General features: G+C 66.5%; 8 protein-coding genes and 1 rRNA gene. 2 read left to right on the top strand and 7 right to left on the bottom strand.

Going from position 1 to position 16,053, the window contains the following annotated elements; translation table 11 throughout:
• Positions 1-87: 87 nt before the first annotated feature.
• The 4 genes from AHIS1636_RS16075 to AHIS1636_RS16090 all read right to left on the bottom strand — a co-directional run bounded on the left by AHIS1636_RS16075 (position 88) and on the right by AHIS1636_RS16090 (position 9,685).
• Positions 88-1,609 (bottom strand): 16S ribosomal RNA (locus tag AHIS1636_RS16075).
• Between the two features lie 515 nt (positions 1,610-2,124).
• Positions 2,125-5,826 (bottom strand): 1,4-alpha-glucan branching protein GlgB, encoded by a 3,702-nt coding sequence (gene glgB / locus AHIS1636_RS16080; RefSeq protein WP_264796899.1) that lies wholly within the window; start codon positions 5,824-5,826, stop codon positions 2,125-2,127.
• 11 nt (positions 5,827-5,837) lie between these two features.
• Entirely contained in the window at positions 5,838-7,634 is a 1,797-nt protein-coding gene (gene treS / locus AHIS1636_RS16085; RefSeq protein WP_264796857.1) for a maltose alpha-D-glucosyltransferase, read from the bottom strand.
• Positions 7,634-9,685 carry an alpha-1,4-glucan--maltose-1-phosphate maltosyltransferase gene (locus AHIS1636_RS16090; RefSeq protein WP_264796858.1) on the bottom strand — a complete coding sequence of 684 codons (2,052 nt, stop codon included), beginning with the start codon at positions 9,683-9,685 and terminating at the stop codon, positions 7,634-7,636. Before AHIS1636_RS16090 ends, treS begins: the two co-directional genes overlap by 1 nt.
• A 132-nt stretch (positions 9,686-9,817) precedes the next feature.
• On the opposite strand from AHIS1636_RS16090, the gene glgP reads away from it, so the two are divergent.
• Positions 9,818-12,445 (top strand): alpha-glucan family phosphorylase, encoded by a 2,628-nt coding sequence (glgP, locus tag AHIS1636_RS16095; RefSeq protein WP_264796859.1) that lies wholly within the window; start codon positions 9,818-9,820, stop codon positions 12,443-12,445.
• A 21-nt stretch (positions 12,446-12,466) separates the two neighbouring features.
• Here the strand turns inward: glgP and AHIS1636_RS20395 are convergent, their stop codons facing one another.
• Genes AHIS1636_RS20395 through AHIS1636_RS16110 form a run of 3 tightly spaced genes read right to left on the bottom strand, consistent with a single transcriptional unit; the run spans position 12,467 to position 14,858 of the window.
• Complete coding sequence (locus AHIS1636_RS20395; protein ID WP_309298621.1) at positions 12,467-12,823, bottom strand: CDGSH iron-sulfur domain-containing protein; 357 nt, start codon at positions 12,821-12,823, stop codon at positions 12,467-12,469.
• Positions 12,814-13,833, bottom strand: a complete 1,020-nt coding sequence (locus AHIS1636_RS16105) for a glycosyltransferase family 2 protein (RefSeq protein WP_264796860.1) — start codon at positions 13,831-13,833, stop codon at positions 12,814-12,816. The genes AHIS1636_RS20395 and AHIS1636_RS16105 overlap by 10 nt, the downstream gene beginning before the upstream one ends.
• The gene (locus AHIS1636_RS16110; protein ID WP_264796861.1) at positions 13,830-14,858 is read right to left on the bottom strand and encodes an iron-containing redox enzyme family protein; all 1,029 of its coding nucleotides are present in this window, start codon (positions 14,856-14,858) and stop codon (positions 13,830-13,832) included. The genes AHIS1636_RS16105 and AHIS1636_RS16110 overlap by 4 nt, the downstream gene beginning before the upstream one ends.
• Before the next feature lie 100 nt (positions 14,859-14,958).
• Here AHIS1636_RS16110 and AHIS1636_RS16115 point away from each other — a divergent pair, with 100 nt between their 5' ends.
• Positions 14,959-16,032: a YihY/virulence factor BrkB family protein gene (locus tag AHIS1636_RS16115; protein ID WP_264796862.1), complete on the top strand. Its 1,074-nt coding sequence runs from the start codon at positions 14,959-14,961 to the stop codon at positions 16,030-16,032.
• Positions 16,033-16,053 lie beyond the last annotated feature (21 nt).

The following is a 16,053-nucleotide window of genomic DNA, read 5'->3' on the forward strand; positions in this document are numbered from 1 at the left end:
ACAAACGCATCCGCAACGGGCTCTCCTGCGAACCCCCGCAACCAACACACTGGAAGGCCGCGCAAAACGGTTCGAGGCGCTCCTTAGAAAGGAGGTGATCCAGCCGCACCTTCCGGTACGGCTACCTTGTTACGACTTAGTCCCAATCGCCGGTCCCACCTTCGACGGCTCCCTCCCAAACGGGTTAGGCCACCGGCTTCGGGTGTTACCAACTTTCGTGACTTGACGGGCGGTGTGTACAAGGCCCGGGAACGTATTCACCGCAGCGTTGCTGATCTGCGATTACTAGCGACTCCGACTTCATGAGGTCGAGTTGCAGACCTCAATCCGAACTGAGACCGGCTTTTTGGGATTAGCTCCACCTCACAGTATCGCAACCCTTTGTACCGGCCATTGTAGCATGCGTGAAGCCCAAGACATAAGGGGCATGATGATTTGACGTCGTCCCCACCTTCCTCCGAGTTGACCCCGGCAGTCTCCTATGAGTCCCCGGCCGAACCGCTGGCAACATAGAACGAGGGTTGCGCTCGTTGCGGGACTTAACCCAACATCTCACGACACGAGCTGACGACAACCATGCACCACCTGTGAACCGGCCCCGAAGGGAAACCGCATTTCTGCGGCGATCCGGCCCATGTCAAGCCTTGGTAAGGTTCTTCGCGTTGCATCGAATTAATCCGCATGCTCCGCCGCTTGTGCGGGCCCCCGTCAATTCCTTTGAGTTTTAGCCTTGCGGCCGTACTCCCCAGGCGGGGCACTTAATGCGTTAGCTACGGCGCGGAAAACGTGGAATGTCCCCCACACCTAGTGCCCAACGTTTACGGCATGGACTACCAGGGTATCTAATCCTGTTCGCTCCCCATGCTTTCGCTCCTCAGCGTCAGTTACAGCCCAGAGACCTGCCTTCGCCATCGGTGTTCCTCCTGATATCTGCGCATTTCACCGCTACACCAGGAATTCCAGTCTCCCCTACTGCACTCCAGTCTGCCCGTACCCACTGCAGACCCGGGGTTGAGCCCCGGGCTTTCACAGCAGACGCGACAAACCGCCTACGAGCTCTTTACGCCCAATAATTCCGGACAACGCTTGCGCCCTACGTATTACCGCGGCTGCTGGCACGTAGTTAGCCGGCGCTTCTTCTGCAGGTACCGTCACTTCCGCTTCTTCCCTGCTGAAAGAGGTTTACAACCCGAAGGCCGTCATCCCTCACGCGGCGTCGCTGCATCAGGCTTGCGCCCATTGTGCAATATTCCCCACTGCTGCCTCCCGTAGGAGTCTGGGCCGTGTCTCAGTCCCAGTGTGGCCGGTCACCCTCTCAGGCCGGCTACCCGTCGTCGCCTTGGTAGGCCATTACCCCACCAACAAGCTGATAGGCCGCGAGTCCATCCAAAACCAAAAAATCTTTCCACCCCCCACCATGCGGCAGGAAGTCATATCCGGTATTAGACCCGGTTTCCCAGGCTTATCCCAGAGTCAAGGGCAGGTTACTCACGTGTTACTCACCCGTTCGCCACTAATCCCCGGCGCAAGCACCGGATCATCGTTCGACTTGCATGTGTTAAGCACGCCGCCAGCGTTCGTCCTGAGCCAGGATCAAACTCTCCGTTAATGTTCCAACAGACACACACCCGCCAGCCAAGGAAAATTAGCCGGCCGGGCATGCACAAAATTCAAATCCAGACTGAAAAACATCGCAGCACACCACGGGGGTGGCACACCACGACACAATCTCAACCAACAAAAAAATTGGTATCAACAAACTTGGCACACTATTGAGTTCTCAAACAACAGGAGCACCCGGCACCAACGACAACCCCTCAAGGGCCCCCGCATCGCTCCGGAGCAACTTTTCTAACTTACCCGCGCTTCCCGTTCCTGTCAAATCGTCCCGCCCCGCTTCGTACCAGCCGATCTCCGATCGGTGCTACATGCGGGATTGGGGCTGTCAACGTTCCGTTCAGCGCGATAAAAACTATACACCTCGGTTACGGGAATGTAAATTCCGGGTGGCGTGCCTCGGCAAGGCCTGCCTGTTTCGCCGCCAAACGACGGGCCGACGGGGCTTTTTGGGCCCCGCCGGCCCGAGCATCCCAGGCTTGGCCCGTGGGTCGTATCGACCCGGGGTCAGGCCTGCGGGGTGGGCTTGAGGTAGATCGCGCCGAGCGGCGGAACGTTGACAACCGCGGAGGCCGGATGTCCGTTCCAGGCACCCTCGATGCCTTCGATATTCCCCGGGTTGCCGACCCCGGACCCGCCGTACTCCTCGTCGTCGGTATTGAGCACCTCGCTCCAGCTGCCGGCCCACGGCAGCCCGAGGCGGAAGCTCTCATGAGGATGTCCGGCGAAGTTGACGACGCAGACCAGCGGGTTCCCGTGGGTGTCCCAGCGGATGAACGAGAGGGTGTTGCGGGTGCCGTCGTTCTCATCGATCCATTGGAAGCCCGCGGGCTCGTTGTCCCGCTCGTACAGGGCGGGGGTCCCGGTGTAGAGCGTGTTCAGCTGGCGGACCAGCTTCTGCAGGCCCTTGTGCGGCACGTTTTCCGCGAGCCACCAGTCCAGCCCGTGCTGTTCCGACCACTCGGATTCCTGGCCGAATTCCGTGCCCATGAAGATCAGCTGCTTACCAGGATGGGCCCACTGGAACGCCAGGTACGCACGGAGGTTGGCCAGCTGCTTCCAGCGGTCCCCCGGCATCTTGCGGAGCATCGAGCCCTTGCCGTGCACGACCTCGTCGTGGCTGATCGGCAGCAGGAAGTTCTCCGTGTAGGCGTAGACCATCGAGAAGGTGGCCTTGTTGTGGTGGTAGACGCGGTACATCGGGTCCTCGGCGATGTACTCGAGGGTGTCGTGCATCCAGCCCATGTTCCACTTCAGCCCGAAACCGAGGCCGCCGGCGCTGGTTGGCCGGGTCACGCCGTCGAACGCCGTGGACTCTTCCGCAATGGTAACGATGCCCGGAACGCGCTTGTACGCCGTGGCGTTGACTTCCTGCAGGAACGAGATCGCCTCCAGGTTCTCCCGGCCGCCATGGACGTTCGGGAACCATTCGCCTTCCTTGCGCGAGTAGTCGCGGTAGAGCATCGAGGCGACCGCGTCGACCCGCAGCCCGTCGATATGGAACTCCTCGAGCCAGTACAGCGCGTTGGCGACCAGGAAGTTGCGCACCTCCGTGCGGCCGAAGTCGAAGATGAGCGTGCCCCAGTCCGGGTGCTCGCCCAGCCGCGGGTCCGAGTGTTCGTACAGCGGTTCCCCGTCGAACCGGGCGAGAGCCCAGCTGTCCTTGGGGAAGTGCGCAGGCACCCAGTCGACGATGACGCCGATCCCGGCGGCGTGCAGCTTGTCCACCAGGTACTTGAAGTCGTCGGGGTGGCCGAACCGCGAGGTCGGCGCGTAGTACGAAGTGACCTGGTAGCCCCAGGACCCGCCGAACGGGTGCTCCGCCACGGGCATGAACTCGACGTGCGTGAAGCCGTGCCACCGGACATAGTCGACCAGCTCTTCGGCCAGGTCGCGGTAGTCCAGCCCGAGCCGCCAGGAGCCGAGATGGACCTCATAGACGCTCATCGGCGAGTTGTGCGGATCCCGGGCCGCGCGGCGCGCCATCCATTCCGAATCCGTGAAGTTGTAGCGCGAATCCACCACGCGGGAGCCGGTCAGCGGAGGCACTTCGGTCCAGCGGGCCAGCGGGTCCGCCTTTTCGTGCCAGTGGCCGTCGCGGCCGAGCAGTTCGTACTTATAGATGCTGCCGGAGGCGACGCCCGGAATGAACAGTTCCCATACGCCCGATCCGCCCATGGAGCGCATGCCGTGGACGGTTCCGTTCCAGCCGTTGAAATCGCCCTTTACACGAACGGCCTGGGCATTGGGCGCCCACACCGCAAAGCTCGTCCCGGTCACCTCGCCGAGTGTGGAGGTGTAGTGCCGCACGTGGGATCCCAGGACGGTCCAGAGCGTTTCGTGCCGGCCCTCGCCGATCAGGTGCAGGTCGATCTCGCCGACAGTCGGCAGGTAGTGGTACGGATCGTCCACGATCTCGGGGGCGCCGCCGCTGTAGGCGACCTGCAGCCGGTAGTCCGGAACATGGCCGGCGCGTTCGGCGGGCAGCGTGGCGACCCAAATGCCGTCCTGTTCATGCCTCATCGGCACGCGCACGGTCGGGGTGACCAGCGTGACCGAATCGGCCAGCGGCCGCAGCGTCCGGACAGTGACATTGCCATGGTCGTCGAGATGCGCGCCCAGCACGGCGTGCGGCTGGTAATAGCTTCCATGCGCGACGGCGGCGAGGACGTGTGCGTCGACGGGCACGGGATCGCCAGCGAGGGCGGAGGTCTCCGCGAGTGGGAGGGACGCCGCGGCGGGTTCGGCGGCATGCTTCGGCCCGTCGGTCCGGCCTGCCGTCCCGCTGGTTCCGCCGCGGAGCTGCTCCAGGCCGCGGCGCACGGCCTTGACCGGCACGTTAAGCCACTGGGGACGGTTCCGCTGCTCATACACGACTTCGTACAGCGCCTTGTCCAGCCACAGACCGACGAACAACGGGGAGCCGCTGTCCACCTGCATGCCCGATTCGCTCTCGTAACCTGCGGTGAAGGCCCGGGTGGCTGCATCGACCCAGCGCTCCGCGGCGGCTTCCGTCTCCGCCGCCCCAGCGCCGCTGGCCGAGGTGACGGCCACGCCACCGGCGTAGTCGAAGGACCGAAGCATGCCGACCACGTCCCGCAGCACCAGGTCATCGGCGCCGCGGCTGCTCAGCGGCCTCAGCGGCTCGCCCTCGAAGTCCAGCACGACCCACCCGCGCTCGGCGGAGTGCAGTACCTGGCCCAGATGGTAATCCGCGTGGATGCGCTGCACTTCCGGCCGGTCCTTCAGTTCGGCGAGCCGGGTCAGCAGGTCCTCCACGGTGTCGTTGTACGGACCGACTTCGGCGGCCGCCTGCTGCCAGCCCCAGCGGATCCGCTCCTGCAGGTCGCCCACCAGGACCGCGAACTCCTCGTCCGTGGCCTGGTGGCCGCCGAATCCGTCCCGCAGCCGGCGGTGGATCCGCGCGGTGGTGCGGCCCAGTTCCTCCGCCTCGCGGGAGTAGTCGGTGTTGGCCAGGGCCGCCGCTGAGGCACTGCGCCAGGCGTCTTCGCTGTTGCTGATGTACTCGCGGAGCACGCTCAGGTGCCCGGAGTCCCACAGTTCGTCGGCCTCGGACGAGTCGTCCTGCCCGGGAGTCAGCCAGCCGCCGGTGACCCAGCCGTACGTGGCCGGCACTTCGCGGGCCCCCGTTTCGCTGAGGACCGCGCCGATCTCCACATCAGGGTTGGGTCCGGCTTCGAGCACGCGGAAGAACTTGACGATCAGGGCTTCATTGCCGCGCTTGACGACGACGGAGGTGTTGGACTGTTCGCCGGTCAGCACCGAGGCGTCGAGCGGCGGCGTGAAAGGCTGGCGGTCGGCGAAGCCGGCGCCGGCGTGGCCCCGGGTCCGGCCGTCGGAAGTCTCCGACTCCGCCCTCATCAGCTCCAGCCAGGCCGCGATGAAGACCGGGTCGTGGGTGCCGTCGTAGACCCAGCGCTCGTCGACGTGTTCGGCGTCCGGCCCGAGCTTGCCGATCAGCGCCTGGTCCCCGCCTTCGAGGGGGCGCGTGCGGATGCTGACCGGGACGTTGACGACGAGGGAGTTTTCGTCGGTCTCGACGGCGGCAATGTGCACTTCAAGGCCGGCCTCGCCGCTTGGGTCCTGCAGCCGCACCCCGCCGAGGCGCTTGAGCGAGATGTCCTTGCCTTGCGCGGGGAACCAGCGCTGGCCGGGCAGCCAGTCGCGCAGCAGTTCGGGCAGCGTCATTACGGGAGTCTTCACGGGGATTCCACCTCTGTTCGGGTGCTCACCGGAGTGATCACGGGGATGGCTTCGGTCACCGGCGATGCCGGATTGGATCGGGCTGAGCGGATGCGCAGCCAAAAAAAATCGTGGCTTCCCAGGGTCAATGTCACCTGGCCGGCGTCATCGAGGACGGGGAACGGCAGGCCGCCGAAAAGATCGCGGAGGCCGCGTCCGGCGAACTGGGGCAGCCGCAGCGGCGCCGCGACCGGGTGCTGGGAAAGGTTGAAGATGCAGAGCAGGGCCTCGGGTTCCGCGCCCGAGGGATCATCCGGCGGAATTTCCCGGAGGAACGCCAGCACCGTTTCCGCCTCGGTCGGCACGTTGCGGTAGGTGCCGAGGCCGAAGGCAGGATGCGACTTGCGGACCGCGAGCATCTGCCGGACCCAGTGGAGGAGGGAACTGCTGTGCGCCAGCTGGGCTTCGACGTTGACGTAGTTGTAGTTGTAGACGAGCGACTGGACCACCGGAAGGTAGAGCTTGCCGGGGTCCGCGGTGGAGAAGCCGGCGTTGCGGTCCGGGTTCCACTGCATGGGCGTCCTTGAGGCGTCACGGTCGTCCAGCCAGATGTTGTCGCCCATCCCGATCTCGTCCCCGTAGTACAGGAACGGGGAGCCCGGTAGGGACAGCAGCAACGCGTGGATGAGTTCCAGTTCGGCGCGGGAATTGTCCAGCAGCGGCGCCAGCCTCCGCCGGATGCCGATGTTCGCGCGCATCCGGGAGTCCGGGGCATACCAGCCGAGCATGGCCTCCCGCTCCTCGTTAGTCACCATCTCGAGTGTTAGCTCGTCGTGGTTCCGCAGGAAGGTACCCCACTGCGCCCCTGCGGGGATCTCGGGCGTTTCCTCCATGGTCCGGATGATCGGCGCGGCCTTCTGGTCCCGCAGTGCGTAGAAGAGCCGGGGCATGATCGGGAAGTGGAAGCACATGTGGCATTCCGGAATAAAGCCATCCGCCTCGTCCCGCTGCCCGAAGTACTCGACCACTTCGTTCGGCATCTGGTTCGCCTCGGCGATGATGACGCGGCCGGGGTATTCGGCATCCACCATGGCGCGCAGGTCCTGCAGGAACCGGTGCGTCGCGGGCAGGTTCTCGCAGTTGGTGCCGTCCTCCTCGAACAGGTACGGAATTGCATCGGCCCGGAAGCCGTCGATCCCCTGGTCCAGCCAGAACCTGACCACGTCGAAAACCGCCTCGATGACCTTGGGGTTCTCGTAGTTCAGGTCCGGCTGGTGGCTGAAGAAGCGGTGCCAGAAGAACTGGCGCCGGATCGGGTCGAACGTCCAGTTCGATTCCTCGGTGTCGACGAAGATGATGCGCGCGTCCTGGTACTTCTCGTCCGTGTCGCTCCAGACGTAGAAGTCGCCGAACGGGCCTTCCGGTTCCCGCCGCGAAGCCTCGAACCAGTGGTGCTGGTCCGAGGTGTGGTTGAGCGGAAGATCGATGATGACGCGCACGCCCCGGGCGTGGGCTTCGGCCACGAGCCGCTTGAAGTCGCTGATCGTCCCGAACTCGTCCAGCACATCGTAGTAATCCGCGATGTCGTAGCCGCCGTCGCGCAGCGGCGACTTGAAGAACGGCGGGATCCACAGGCAATCGATGCCCAGCCACTGCAGGTAGTCGAGCTTCTCGATCAGGCCCGAGAAATCGCCGGATCCGTCCCCGTTCGCATCGGCAAACCCGCGGACCAGCACTTCGTAGAAGACCGCTTTGCGGTACCAGTGCGGGTCATGGGCCAGGCCGGGTGCGTGCAGTTGGAACGGATTGGCCACTAGCGGCTCCTCCGGATATGCAGGATGTGGGCGGGCTCATGGTAGGAATCCAGGCGGACGTAGTTGTGCTCGCCCCAGCGCCAGCTCTCGCCGCTGATCAGGTCATCCACCCAGAAGAGGCCGTCATCGCCCAGGTCCTGCGGGTCGAGGCCAAGCGCGCCCAGGTCCAGGCTGACCGTGGATTCGCGGGCGCTGTGCGGGTCCACGTTGACGACGACGATGATCGTGTCCTTGCCCCCGCCCGGCAGTTCCTCCTTGTGCTTGGAGTAGACCACGGTCGCGTCGTCCGTACTGCTGTGGACGGTCAGGTTCCGCAGTTCGCCGAGGGCGGGGTGGGACCGGCGGATCCCGTTGAGCCTGGTCAGGTAGGGCGAGAGCGAGCGGCCTTCGGCCTCGGCGGCGGCGAAGTCGCGGGCCTTGTACTCGTACTTCTCGTTGTCGATGTACTCCTCGGCACCGGGCCGGGCGACGTGCTCGCACAGTTCATAACCGGCATAGACGCCCCACAGCGGGCTGCCGGTCGCGGCCAGCACGGCGCGGATCTTGAACGCGGCCGGTCCCCCATACTGCAGGTACTCGGTGAGGATGTCCGGGGTGTTCACGAAGAAGTTCGGCCGGAAGTAATCGGCGCTTTCGTGGCTGACCTCGGTGAAGTACTCCTCGATCTCCTGCTTTGTGTTGCGCCACGTGAAGTAGCTGTAGGACTGCTGGAAACCGGCGCGGCCCAACGCGTGCATCATCGCGGGCCGCGTGAAGGCCTCGGCGAGGAAAACGACGTCCGGATCGGTGCGGTTGACCTCTCCGATCAGCCATTCCCAGAACCAGACCGGCTTGGTGTGCGGGTTATCCACGCGGAAGATCTTCACGCCGTGGCTGATCCACAGCCGGACAATGCGCAGCACTTCCTCCGAGAGGCCGTCCGGATCGTTGTCGAAGTTGAGCGGATAGATGTCCTGGTACTTCTTCGGCGGGTTCTCCGCGTAGGCGATGGTGCCGTCCAGCCGGGTCGTGAACCATTCCGGGTGTTCGGTAGCCCATGGGTGGTCCGGCGCAGCCTGGAGCGCCAGGTCCAGCGCCACTTCGAGGCCGTTCGACGCGGCGGCCGCGACGAAGGCATCGAAATCGTCGAAGTTGCCCAGGTCCGGGTGGATGGCGTCGTGGCCGCCGGATGCGGCGCCGATGGCCCACGGCGAACCCGGATCCATCGGACCCGCATGCAGGGTGTTGTTCGGTCCTTTGCGGTTGGTGAAACCGATGGGGTGGATCGGCGGCAGGTAAATGACGTCGAAGCCCATGGCGGCAACGGCCGGAAGGCGGCGCGCCGCCGTCGTAAAGTTACCCGACGTCCAGGTGTTCGCGACGTGGTCGAAGACCGCGCCTTCGGAGCGCGGGAAGAACTCGTACCAGGCGCCGCGCCCGGCCCGCTCGCGTTCCACCAGCAGGGGGTACTTTTCCGACGTCGTGACGAGGCTGCGGATGGGATGGCTGCGGACCGCGGAAAGCACCTCATGCGAGCCGCCTGCGGCCAGTCGTTCCTCCACCGAACGGCCGCCGTCCGCGAGGATGCCGGCCGCCTGGCGCAGCACTTCGGCGTTGTCCGCCGGCCTCCCCTCCTGTGCCGCGGCTTCGTTGAACAGGTGGACGCCCTCGGCCAGCATCAGGTCTACGTCCACGCCGGCGGCTATCTTGACCTCGGCATTATGGTGCCAAGTGGCGTACAGGTCCGCCCAGCCTTCGATCGCGAAGCTCCAGAGTCCCGGGGCACCGGGGCGGACGACGCCGTGCCAGCGGTCCAGGCCCTTGGCGGGCGGATCCAACTGGCGGCGCTGCACCTCATTGGAGTCCGGGTCATAAAGGACAACCGTGACGCCGATCCGGTCGTGGCCCTCGCGGAAGACCGTGGCGGCAACGGGGATGTCTTCGCCCTCGATCGCCTTGGCCGGAAAACGGCCGCTTTCGATCACCGGGGCGACATCGGTGATCGGAATCCTGCCGAAACGCAGGTGGGCCTGGGACGGGGCTGGGCGCGGATCCTCGGTGAATGTGCTCACACGCTAGACGTTAGCGACAAAAAGGGCCGTTTGCTAAGGCCAAGCCGGAAGCCGGAACAAAAACGACGCGTTCGCTTCGCGTTTACAAATTCGAAACCATGCACCGCCGTGATCTGCGCTACCGTAGGCCGGGTGAAGGCAATCCGCAGGTTCACCGTCCGCACTGTACTTCCCGAGCGCATCCAGCCGCTGGCGCGGCTCGCGAGCAATTTGCGCTGGTCCTGGCATCGGCCAACCCAGCAGCTATTCGAGCGCCTCGATCCCAAGCTGTGGCGGCAGAGCCACGATCCGGTGGCCCTGCTCGGCTCCTTCAGCCGCGAGCAGCTGCAGGCGCTCGCGGCTGACGAGGACCTGGTCGCGCGGGTCCGCGAGGTGAGCCAGGACCTGGACCGCTATCTGACCGGCAGCCGCTGGTACCAGAGCCTGGGCCCCGATGCGCCGACCTCCATCGCCTATTTCTCCCCCGAGTACGGCATCACGTCTGTGCTGCCGCAGTATTCCGGCGGCCTGGGCATCCTCGCGGGCGACCACCTCAAGGCAGCGTCCGACCTGGGCGTACCGCTGGTCGGCGTCGGGCTGCTGTACGCCGCCGGCTACTTCAAGCAATCCCTGAGCCGCGACGGCTGGCAGCAGGAAACCTACCCTGTGCTGGACCCGGACGGGCTTCCCCTCTCGCTGCTCCGCGAGGCGGACGGGACCCCGGCACAGGTGGAACTGCCGCTCCCCAACGACCGCCGCCTGCTCGCGCACATCTGGCGCGCCGACGTCGGACGCGTTCCGCTGCTGCTCCTGGACTCGAACGTGGCCGGCAACGACGAGGCTGCCCGGCACATCACCGACCGGCTCTACGGCGGCGGCGGCGACCACCGTCTGCAGCAGGAGCTCCTGCTCGGCATGGGCGGCGTCAAGGCGCTGCGCATCTTCCAGCGGCTGACCGGCTGCCCCGCTCCCGAGGTCTTCCACACGAATGAGGGCCACGCCGGCTTCCTCGGCATCGAACGCATCCGCGAACTCATGGACGAGGGGCTCACCTGGGACGAAGCCCTCGCTGCGGGCCGGGCCAACACGGTGTTCACCACGCACACTCCCGTGCCGGCCGGCATCGACCGCTTCGAGCGGCTGCAGGTGGGGCACTTCTTCCGGGCTGGGCTGGCACCGAACGTTCCCATCGACAAGATCCTGGCGCTCGGCGAAGAGAACTACAGCGGCGGGGATCCGATCAAGTTCAACATGGCCGTGATGGGCCTGCGGCTGGCGCAGCGGGCCAACGGCGTGGCCAAGCTGCATGGCGTCGTCTCGCGCGGCATGTTCTCGGGGCTGTGGCCGGGCTTCGACACCAACGAGGTACCCATCACCTCCGTCACCAACGGCGTCCACGTGCCGACCTGGGTGGATCCGCGCATCGCCGAACTGGCGCTGGCCAAGTTCGGCAACGGCAGCGTCCGGGAGCGGCAGTGGGACAAGGTCTACGACGTCTCCGACGCCGAAATCTGGCAGCTGCGGCGTGAGCTGCGCGGCAACCTGATCGAGGATGTCCGGCGCCGGCTGCGTTCCTCCTGGAAGAAGCGCGGGGCGACCGACGCGGAGCTCGCGTGGACCGACCATGTGCTGGACCCGGACGTCCTGACCATCGGCTTTGCCCGCCGCGTCCCCACGTACAAGCGCCTGACCTTGATGCTGCGGGATCCCGCGCGGCTGAAGGCGCTGCTGCTGCATCCGGAGCATCCGATCCAGCTGGTCATCGCCGGCAAGTCGCATCCGGCGGACGAGCAGGGCAAGCGCATGATCCAGGACCTGGTGCGCTTCACGGACGACCCGGAGATCCGCCACCGGATCGTCTTCCTGCCGAACTACGACATTGCCATGGCCCGCACGCTGTTCCCGGGCTGCGACGTCTGGCTGAACAACCCGCTGCGTCCGCTGGAGGCCTGCGGCACCTCAGGCATGAAGGCGGCCATCAACGGCGGCCTCAACCTATCCGTGCTGGACGGCTGGTGGGACGAAATGTACGACGGCGACAACGGCTGGGCGATCCCGACCGCCAACCCGTCGACCGCGAGCGGGGCCGATTCGCTGTTCACCGCCGACGAGCGGGACGACATCGAGGCCTCGGCGCTGTACGGCCTGCTGGAGAACCATGTGGCGCCGCGCTTCTACGCGGACGAAGCAGCCGAGGGCGCGGGCGCCGCCGGGCCGTCCGAGCCGCTGGCGACGGACGACCAGCTGCCGCATCAGTGGATTGCCATGATCCGGCACACCTTGGCGAACCTGGGGCCGGCCGTTTCGGCCGAACGGATGGTCGAGGACTACGTGCGCCAGCTGTATACGCCGGCCTCCATGTCCGGCCGCGCAATCAGGAACAACAAATTCGCGGCGGCGCGGAACCTTGCGGGCTGGACGACGCGGGTCCACCATGCGTGGAAGGACGTTGCCGTCGAGCATGTGGACTCGCTCGGCATGCAGGACGACCCGCAGATCGGCGACCTCGTGCGGGTCAGCGCGTTCATCCAGCTCGGTTCCCTGGCCCCCGAAGACGTCTGCGTGGAAATCGCGCACGGCAAGGTCAGCGAAGGCGATGAGCTCCTCGATACCTCGTTCGACCAGCTCATGCTGAAGGAAGACCTCGGCGACGGCCGCTTCCTGTTCTCCGGGGAGGTCCAGATCGACCGCTCGGGTTCCTTCGGCTACACGGTCCGGGTCCTGCCGCAGCACCCGTCGCTGGCCTCCAAGACGGAACTGGGCCTGGTCACCAACGCCTGACCTTGGGCGCCGGCGGGACGCTCAGCCGTCCTGTGCCGGGCCGGCCGCAGTCGGCGTCGGCCCGGTGGTGAAGCCGGTGAGCTTGTGCGTGCCGTCGCAGTAGGGCTTGATGGAGGACGCGCCGCAGCGGCACAGGGCCACGGTCCGGCGCAGGCGCGGCACCGGTTCCCCGGTTTCCGTCAGGATCTCGACGTCTCCGCGCAACAGCAGCGGTCCGTTCGGGCAGGCCACCAGCGTCGCTGCCGCCGGCCCGCGGCGCGGTTCGCCGGCCGGCTCTTCCGGCGGCTGCCCGGCGGCGGGCAGCCCCGGGTTTGCTTCGGCTTCCTCCGGTTGCTCCGCTGCCGCAGCGGGTTCGGGGTTCGTTGCTCTTACAGCCATGCTTGCTGGCCTCCTCGTCGTTGGACCGGTGCAGCGGCGGCCTGCGTCCGATGTCGCCGTCGCAATTGCCGGGCCGATGTCCCGGCCCGTGGAATCCGCCCGCCGGCATAGTGCACCCCGCCGGCCAACCGCAGCCCGACGGCCAGCCAGCTGCAGACCGCGCGCTCGAGCACCCAGCAGGGCGCCCACAGTGCCGAACCCGGCGGGAAGACCGCGGCGCCGCCGTGCCGCCGCCGCCCGGCCTCGGCCAAGGCGACCGAGGCGGCAAGCACCGCGACCAGCCGCGCGGGCCGGCGCGCCGCCCAGCACAACAGCGGCAGCAGCGACAGTTCGGCGGCAAGCCTTGCCGGCTGCGCAAAGCTGTCGTAGGCCTGCCGGACCCGCTGCCCGCGGAAGTGCGCCGATGCGGGCGGGATTCTCCCGACGTACAGGCCGTCGGCCCGGATCTGCCGCCCGCCTGCGGCCTCGATCGTGCGGATCAGCTCCAGGTTCTCGAACAGGACATCGGCGTCGTAGCCGCCGGCGGCCTCCAGTATGCTCCGCCGGACGCCGAGCGTCCCGGGATAGTCGGAGCCGAAGGCCCGGTTGAGCAGCGACCGCGCGGTGTCCCATCGGGCGTGCCATGGCCACTGGAGGAAGTAGTTCTGCGGCCGCACGAGCTCTGCGTCCCCGAGGAGGGCCACCAACCGGCGCAGTCCGGGCAGCGTGTACCGGACGTCGTCGTCCGCCAGGACCAGGAACTCGCTCCCGCTGCTGCGCACTCCGGTAATAACGCCGGCCGCCTTGCCGTTCCGGCCGATACCCGGTTCCGGACGGATGTGCCGGACCAGGCCCTGCCAGGCACGCCGGTGTGCCTCGAACACCTCCGGCGGCGAGCCGTCCACCACGGTGACGCGGATCCAGCCGGAAAGCACCCGGAGGTACTCGGTCAGCTCTTCGAGCCTGCTGTCCTCGGACCAGCGCAGCGGCAGGATGTACTCCGCCTCCGCCAGGTCCGGCGAGGCCGTCATGCCGGGGCTTCGGCGGGGACCAGGAGCGCCGACCGCCCCGCCTGCCAGGCCTCCAGCTGGTGCCGGCCGGCGAGTGCGTCCACCGCGAGCGCGGCGGCAGCGCCGAAGAAGATGTCCGCCAGCAGCGCGGGCTCCGCTTTGGCGAGCCCTCCTGCCATGTCGCGCCCCGCAATCTGTTCGTGCACGGCGTCCGCCTCGACGTGCTCGTCGAAGTAGTCGCGGACGTCCGCTCCGTAGCCCAGCCGGCGGAACCCGCGGCTGTACAGCTTGTTGGGGATCGACGACGTCATCTCGTACGCGGCCAGATGCCCCACGATCGCTCCGCGGAGCCGCCGGTTGAGGCCGAACAGCGACATCATGTTGACCGCCGCGAGGGTCACGGCAGGGACGGCATCTACATAGGCACCGTAGGCATCGTCCAGCCCTGCTCCACGCATTGCCCTGGCAAACAGCCCCGAGTGCATGCGCTCGGGCCGGCCGCCGCCATATTCGTCCGACTGGATCTCCACCAGCGCCGCTTTGGCCCGTCCGTCCAGGCGCGGGATCGCCCAGCTGTGCGGGTCCGCCTCCTTGAGCTGGTAGATCGAACGGAGGATCAGGAACTCGCGCAGCTGCTCGCCGGTTGCCTCCTTGGCGACGTACCGCGACAGGCTCGGACCGCCGTCGTCCGCGGTGAGGGCGAACAGCCCTGCGGCCACGGGCTCCGCAGCGGGCTCGGGCAGCGACGGCACGTCAGCCATCCGGCGCAGGGCCCCCTCGAAGCTGCGCTCGAGGCCGGTCCGCGCCCGGATCAGCTCCGGGTGCCATTCCCAGCCGTCGTCGACGCCGTCCAGGCCCCCGTAATGCAGCTCATAGAGGCAGAACAGCGCAAGCTGCACGTCGCCGTCGTACACAAAATCTTCCGGTTCCGGCCAGGCATCCGGGCCGGGGAGCGGCAGCGCTTCCGCCAACTGGTCCTGCGGCGTTCCGGCAAGGTTCGCTAATACTGCGCTGCTCAGCGGACCTCGCGCTGTGGGCTTCCTCATTCCGGGCCTTTCTGCCGATACCCCTTACTTATAAGCATACTTAGAAATAGCATGAGTCTTGTTGCGCCCGTTACTAACGAAACCGCCGAAAGGAGGAGGCATGGAAAAGGAGGACAGCTCGTCCAAGGCCGCTACGGCCCCCCATCCGGAGGATGAGCGGAAGCCGGACACTCCTGCGGAGATCCGGAAGCCCTCGTGGAAGTACATCTTCCGGAAATCCGTCCGCGAGTTCTCGGCCGACCAGTGCACCGACCTGGCCGCGGCGCTGACGTACTACGCGGTGCTGTCATTGTTCCCGGCGCTGCTCGCCTTGGTGTCCATCCTCGGCATTGTCGGCCAGGGGGAACAGACGACGACGGCGATGCTGGACACGCTTGAGCGCGTAGCCCCCGGGCAGGCCGCCGACACCCTGCGGCAGCCGATCGAGCAGTTGGCGAACGCGCCCACGGCCGGGCTGGCGCTCGTCGTCGGTATTGCGGGCGCCTTGTGGTCCGCCTCGGGGTATGTCGGGGCGTTCGGCCGCGCGATGAACCGTATCTACGAGGTCGATGAAGGCAGGCCCTTCTGGAAACTCCGGCCCACGATGCTCGCGGTCACGCTCGTCGTCGTGCTGCTCGCAGCCGTCATGATGCTGATCCTGGTGCTGTCGGGACCGGTTGCCGAGGCGATCGGCGCGACCATCGGCCTGGGCGAGGCGGCGCTGACCGTCTGGAACATCGCGAAATGGCCGGTCCTCGTCGCCTTCGCGGTCCTCGTGGTCGCCCTGTTGTACTACGCGACGCCGAACGTGAAGCAGCCGAAATTCCGCTGGATGAGCATGGGCGCGTTCCTGGCCCTGCTGGTCCTGGCGGTCACCACGCTGGGATTCGCCTTCTACGTCGCGAATTTCTCCAACTACAACCGCACCTATGGCGCCATCGGCGGCGTGATTGTCCTGCTGCTCTGGTTCTACCTGTCGAATCTGTCGCTGCTCTTCGGCGCCGAATTCGACGCTGAGGCCGAGCGCGGGCGCCAGCTGCAGGCAGGCATCGAGGCGGAAGAGACCATCCAGCTGCCGCCGCGCGATACCCGCAAGAGCGACAAGCAACTCAAAAAGGAAAAGGAGGACATAGAGCGTGGACGTTCGCTGCGCCGCGACCTCGGCGAGAGCCGCGAGGACAGCAGGCGCACCTAGTTTGCCCATCCGCCCCATCGA

It is taken from the genome of Arthrobacter mangrovi, from assembly GCF_026011795.1.
Classification (GTDB): Bacteria; Actinomycetota; Actinomycetes; order Actinomycetales; family Micrococcaceae; genus Crystallibacter; species Crystallibacter mangrovi.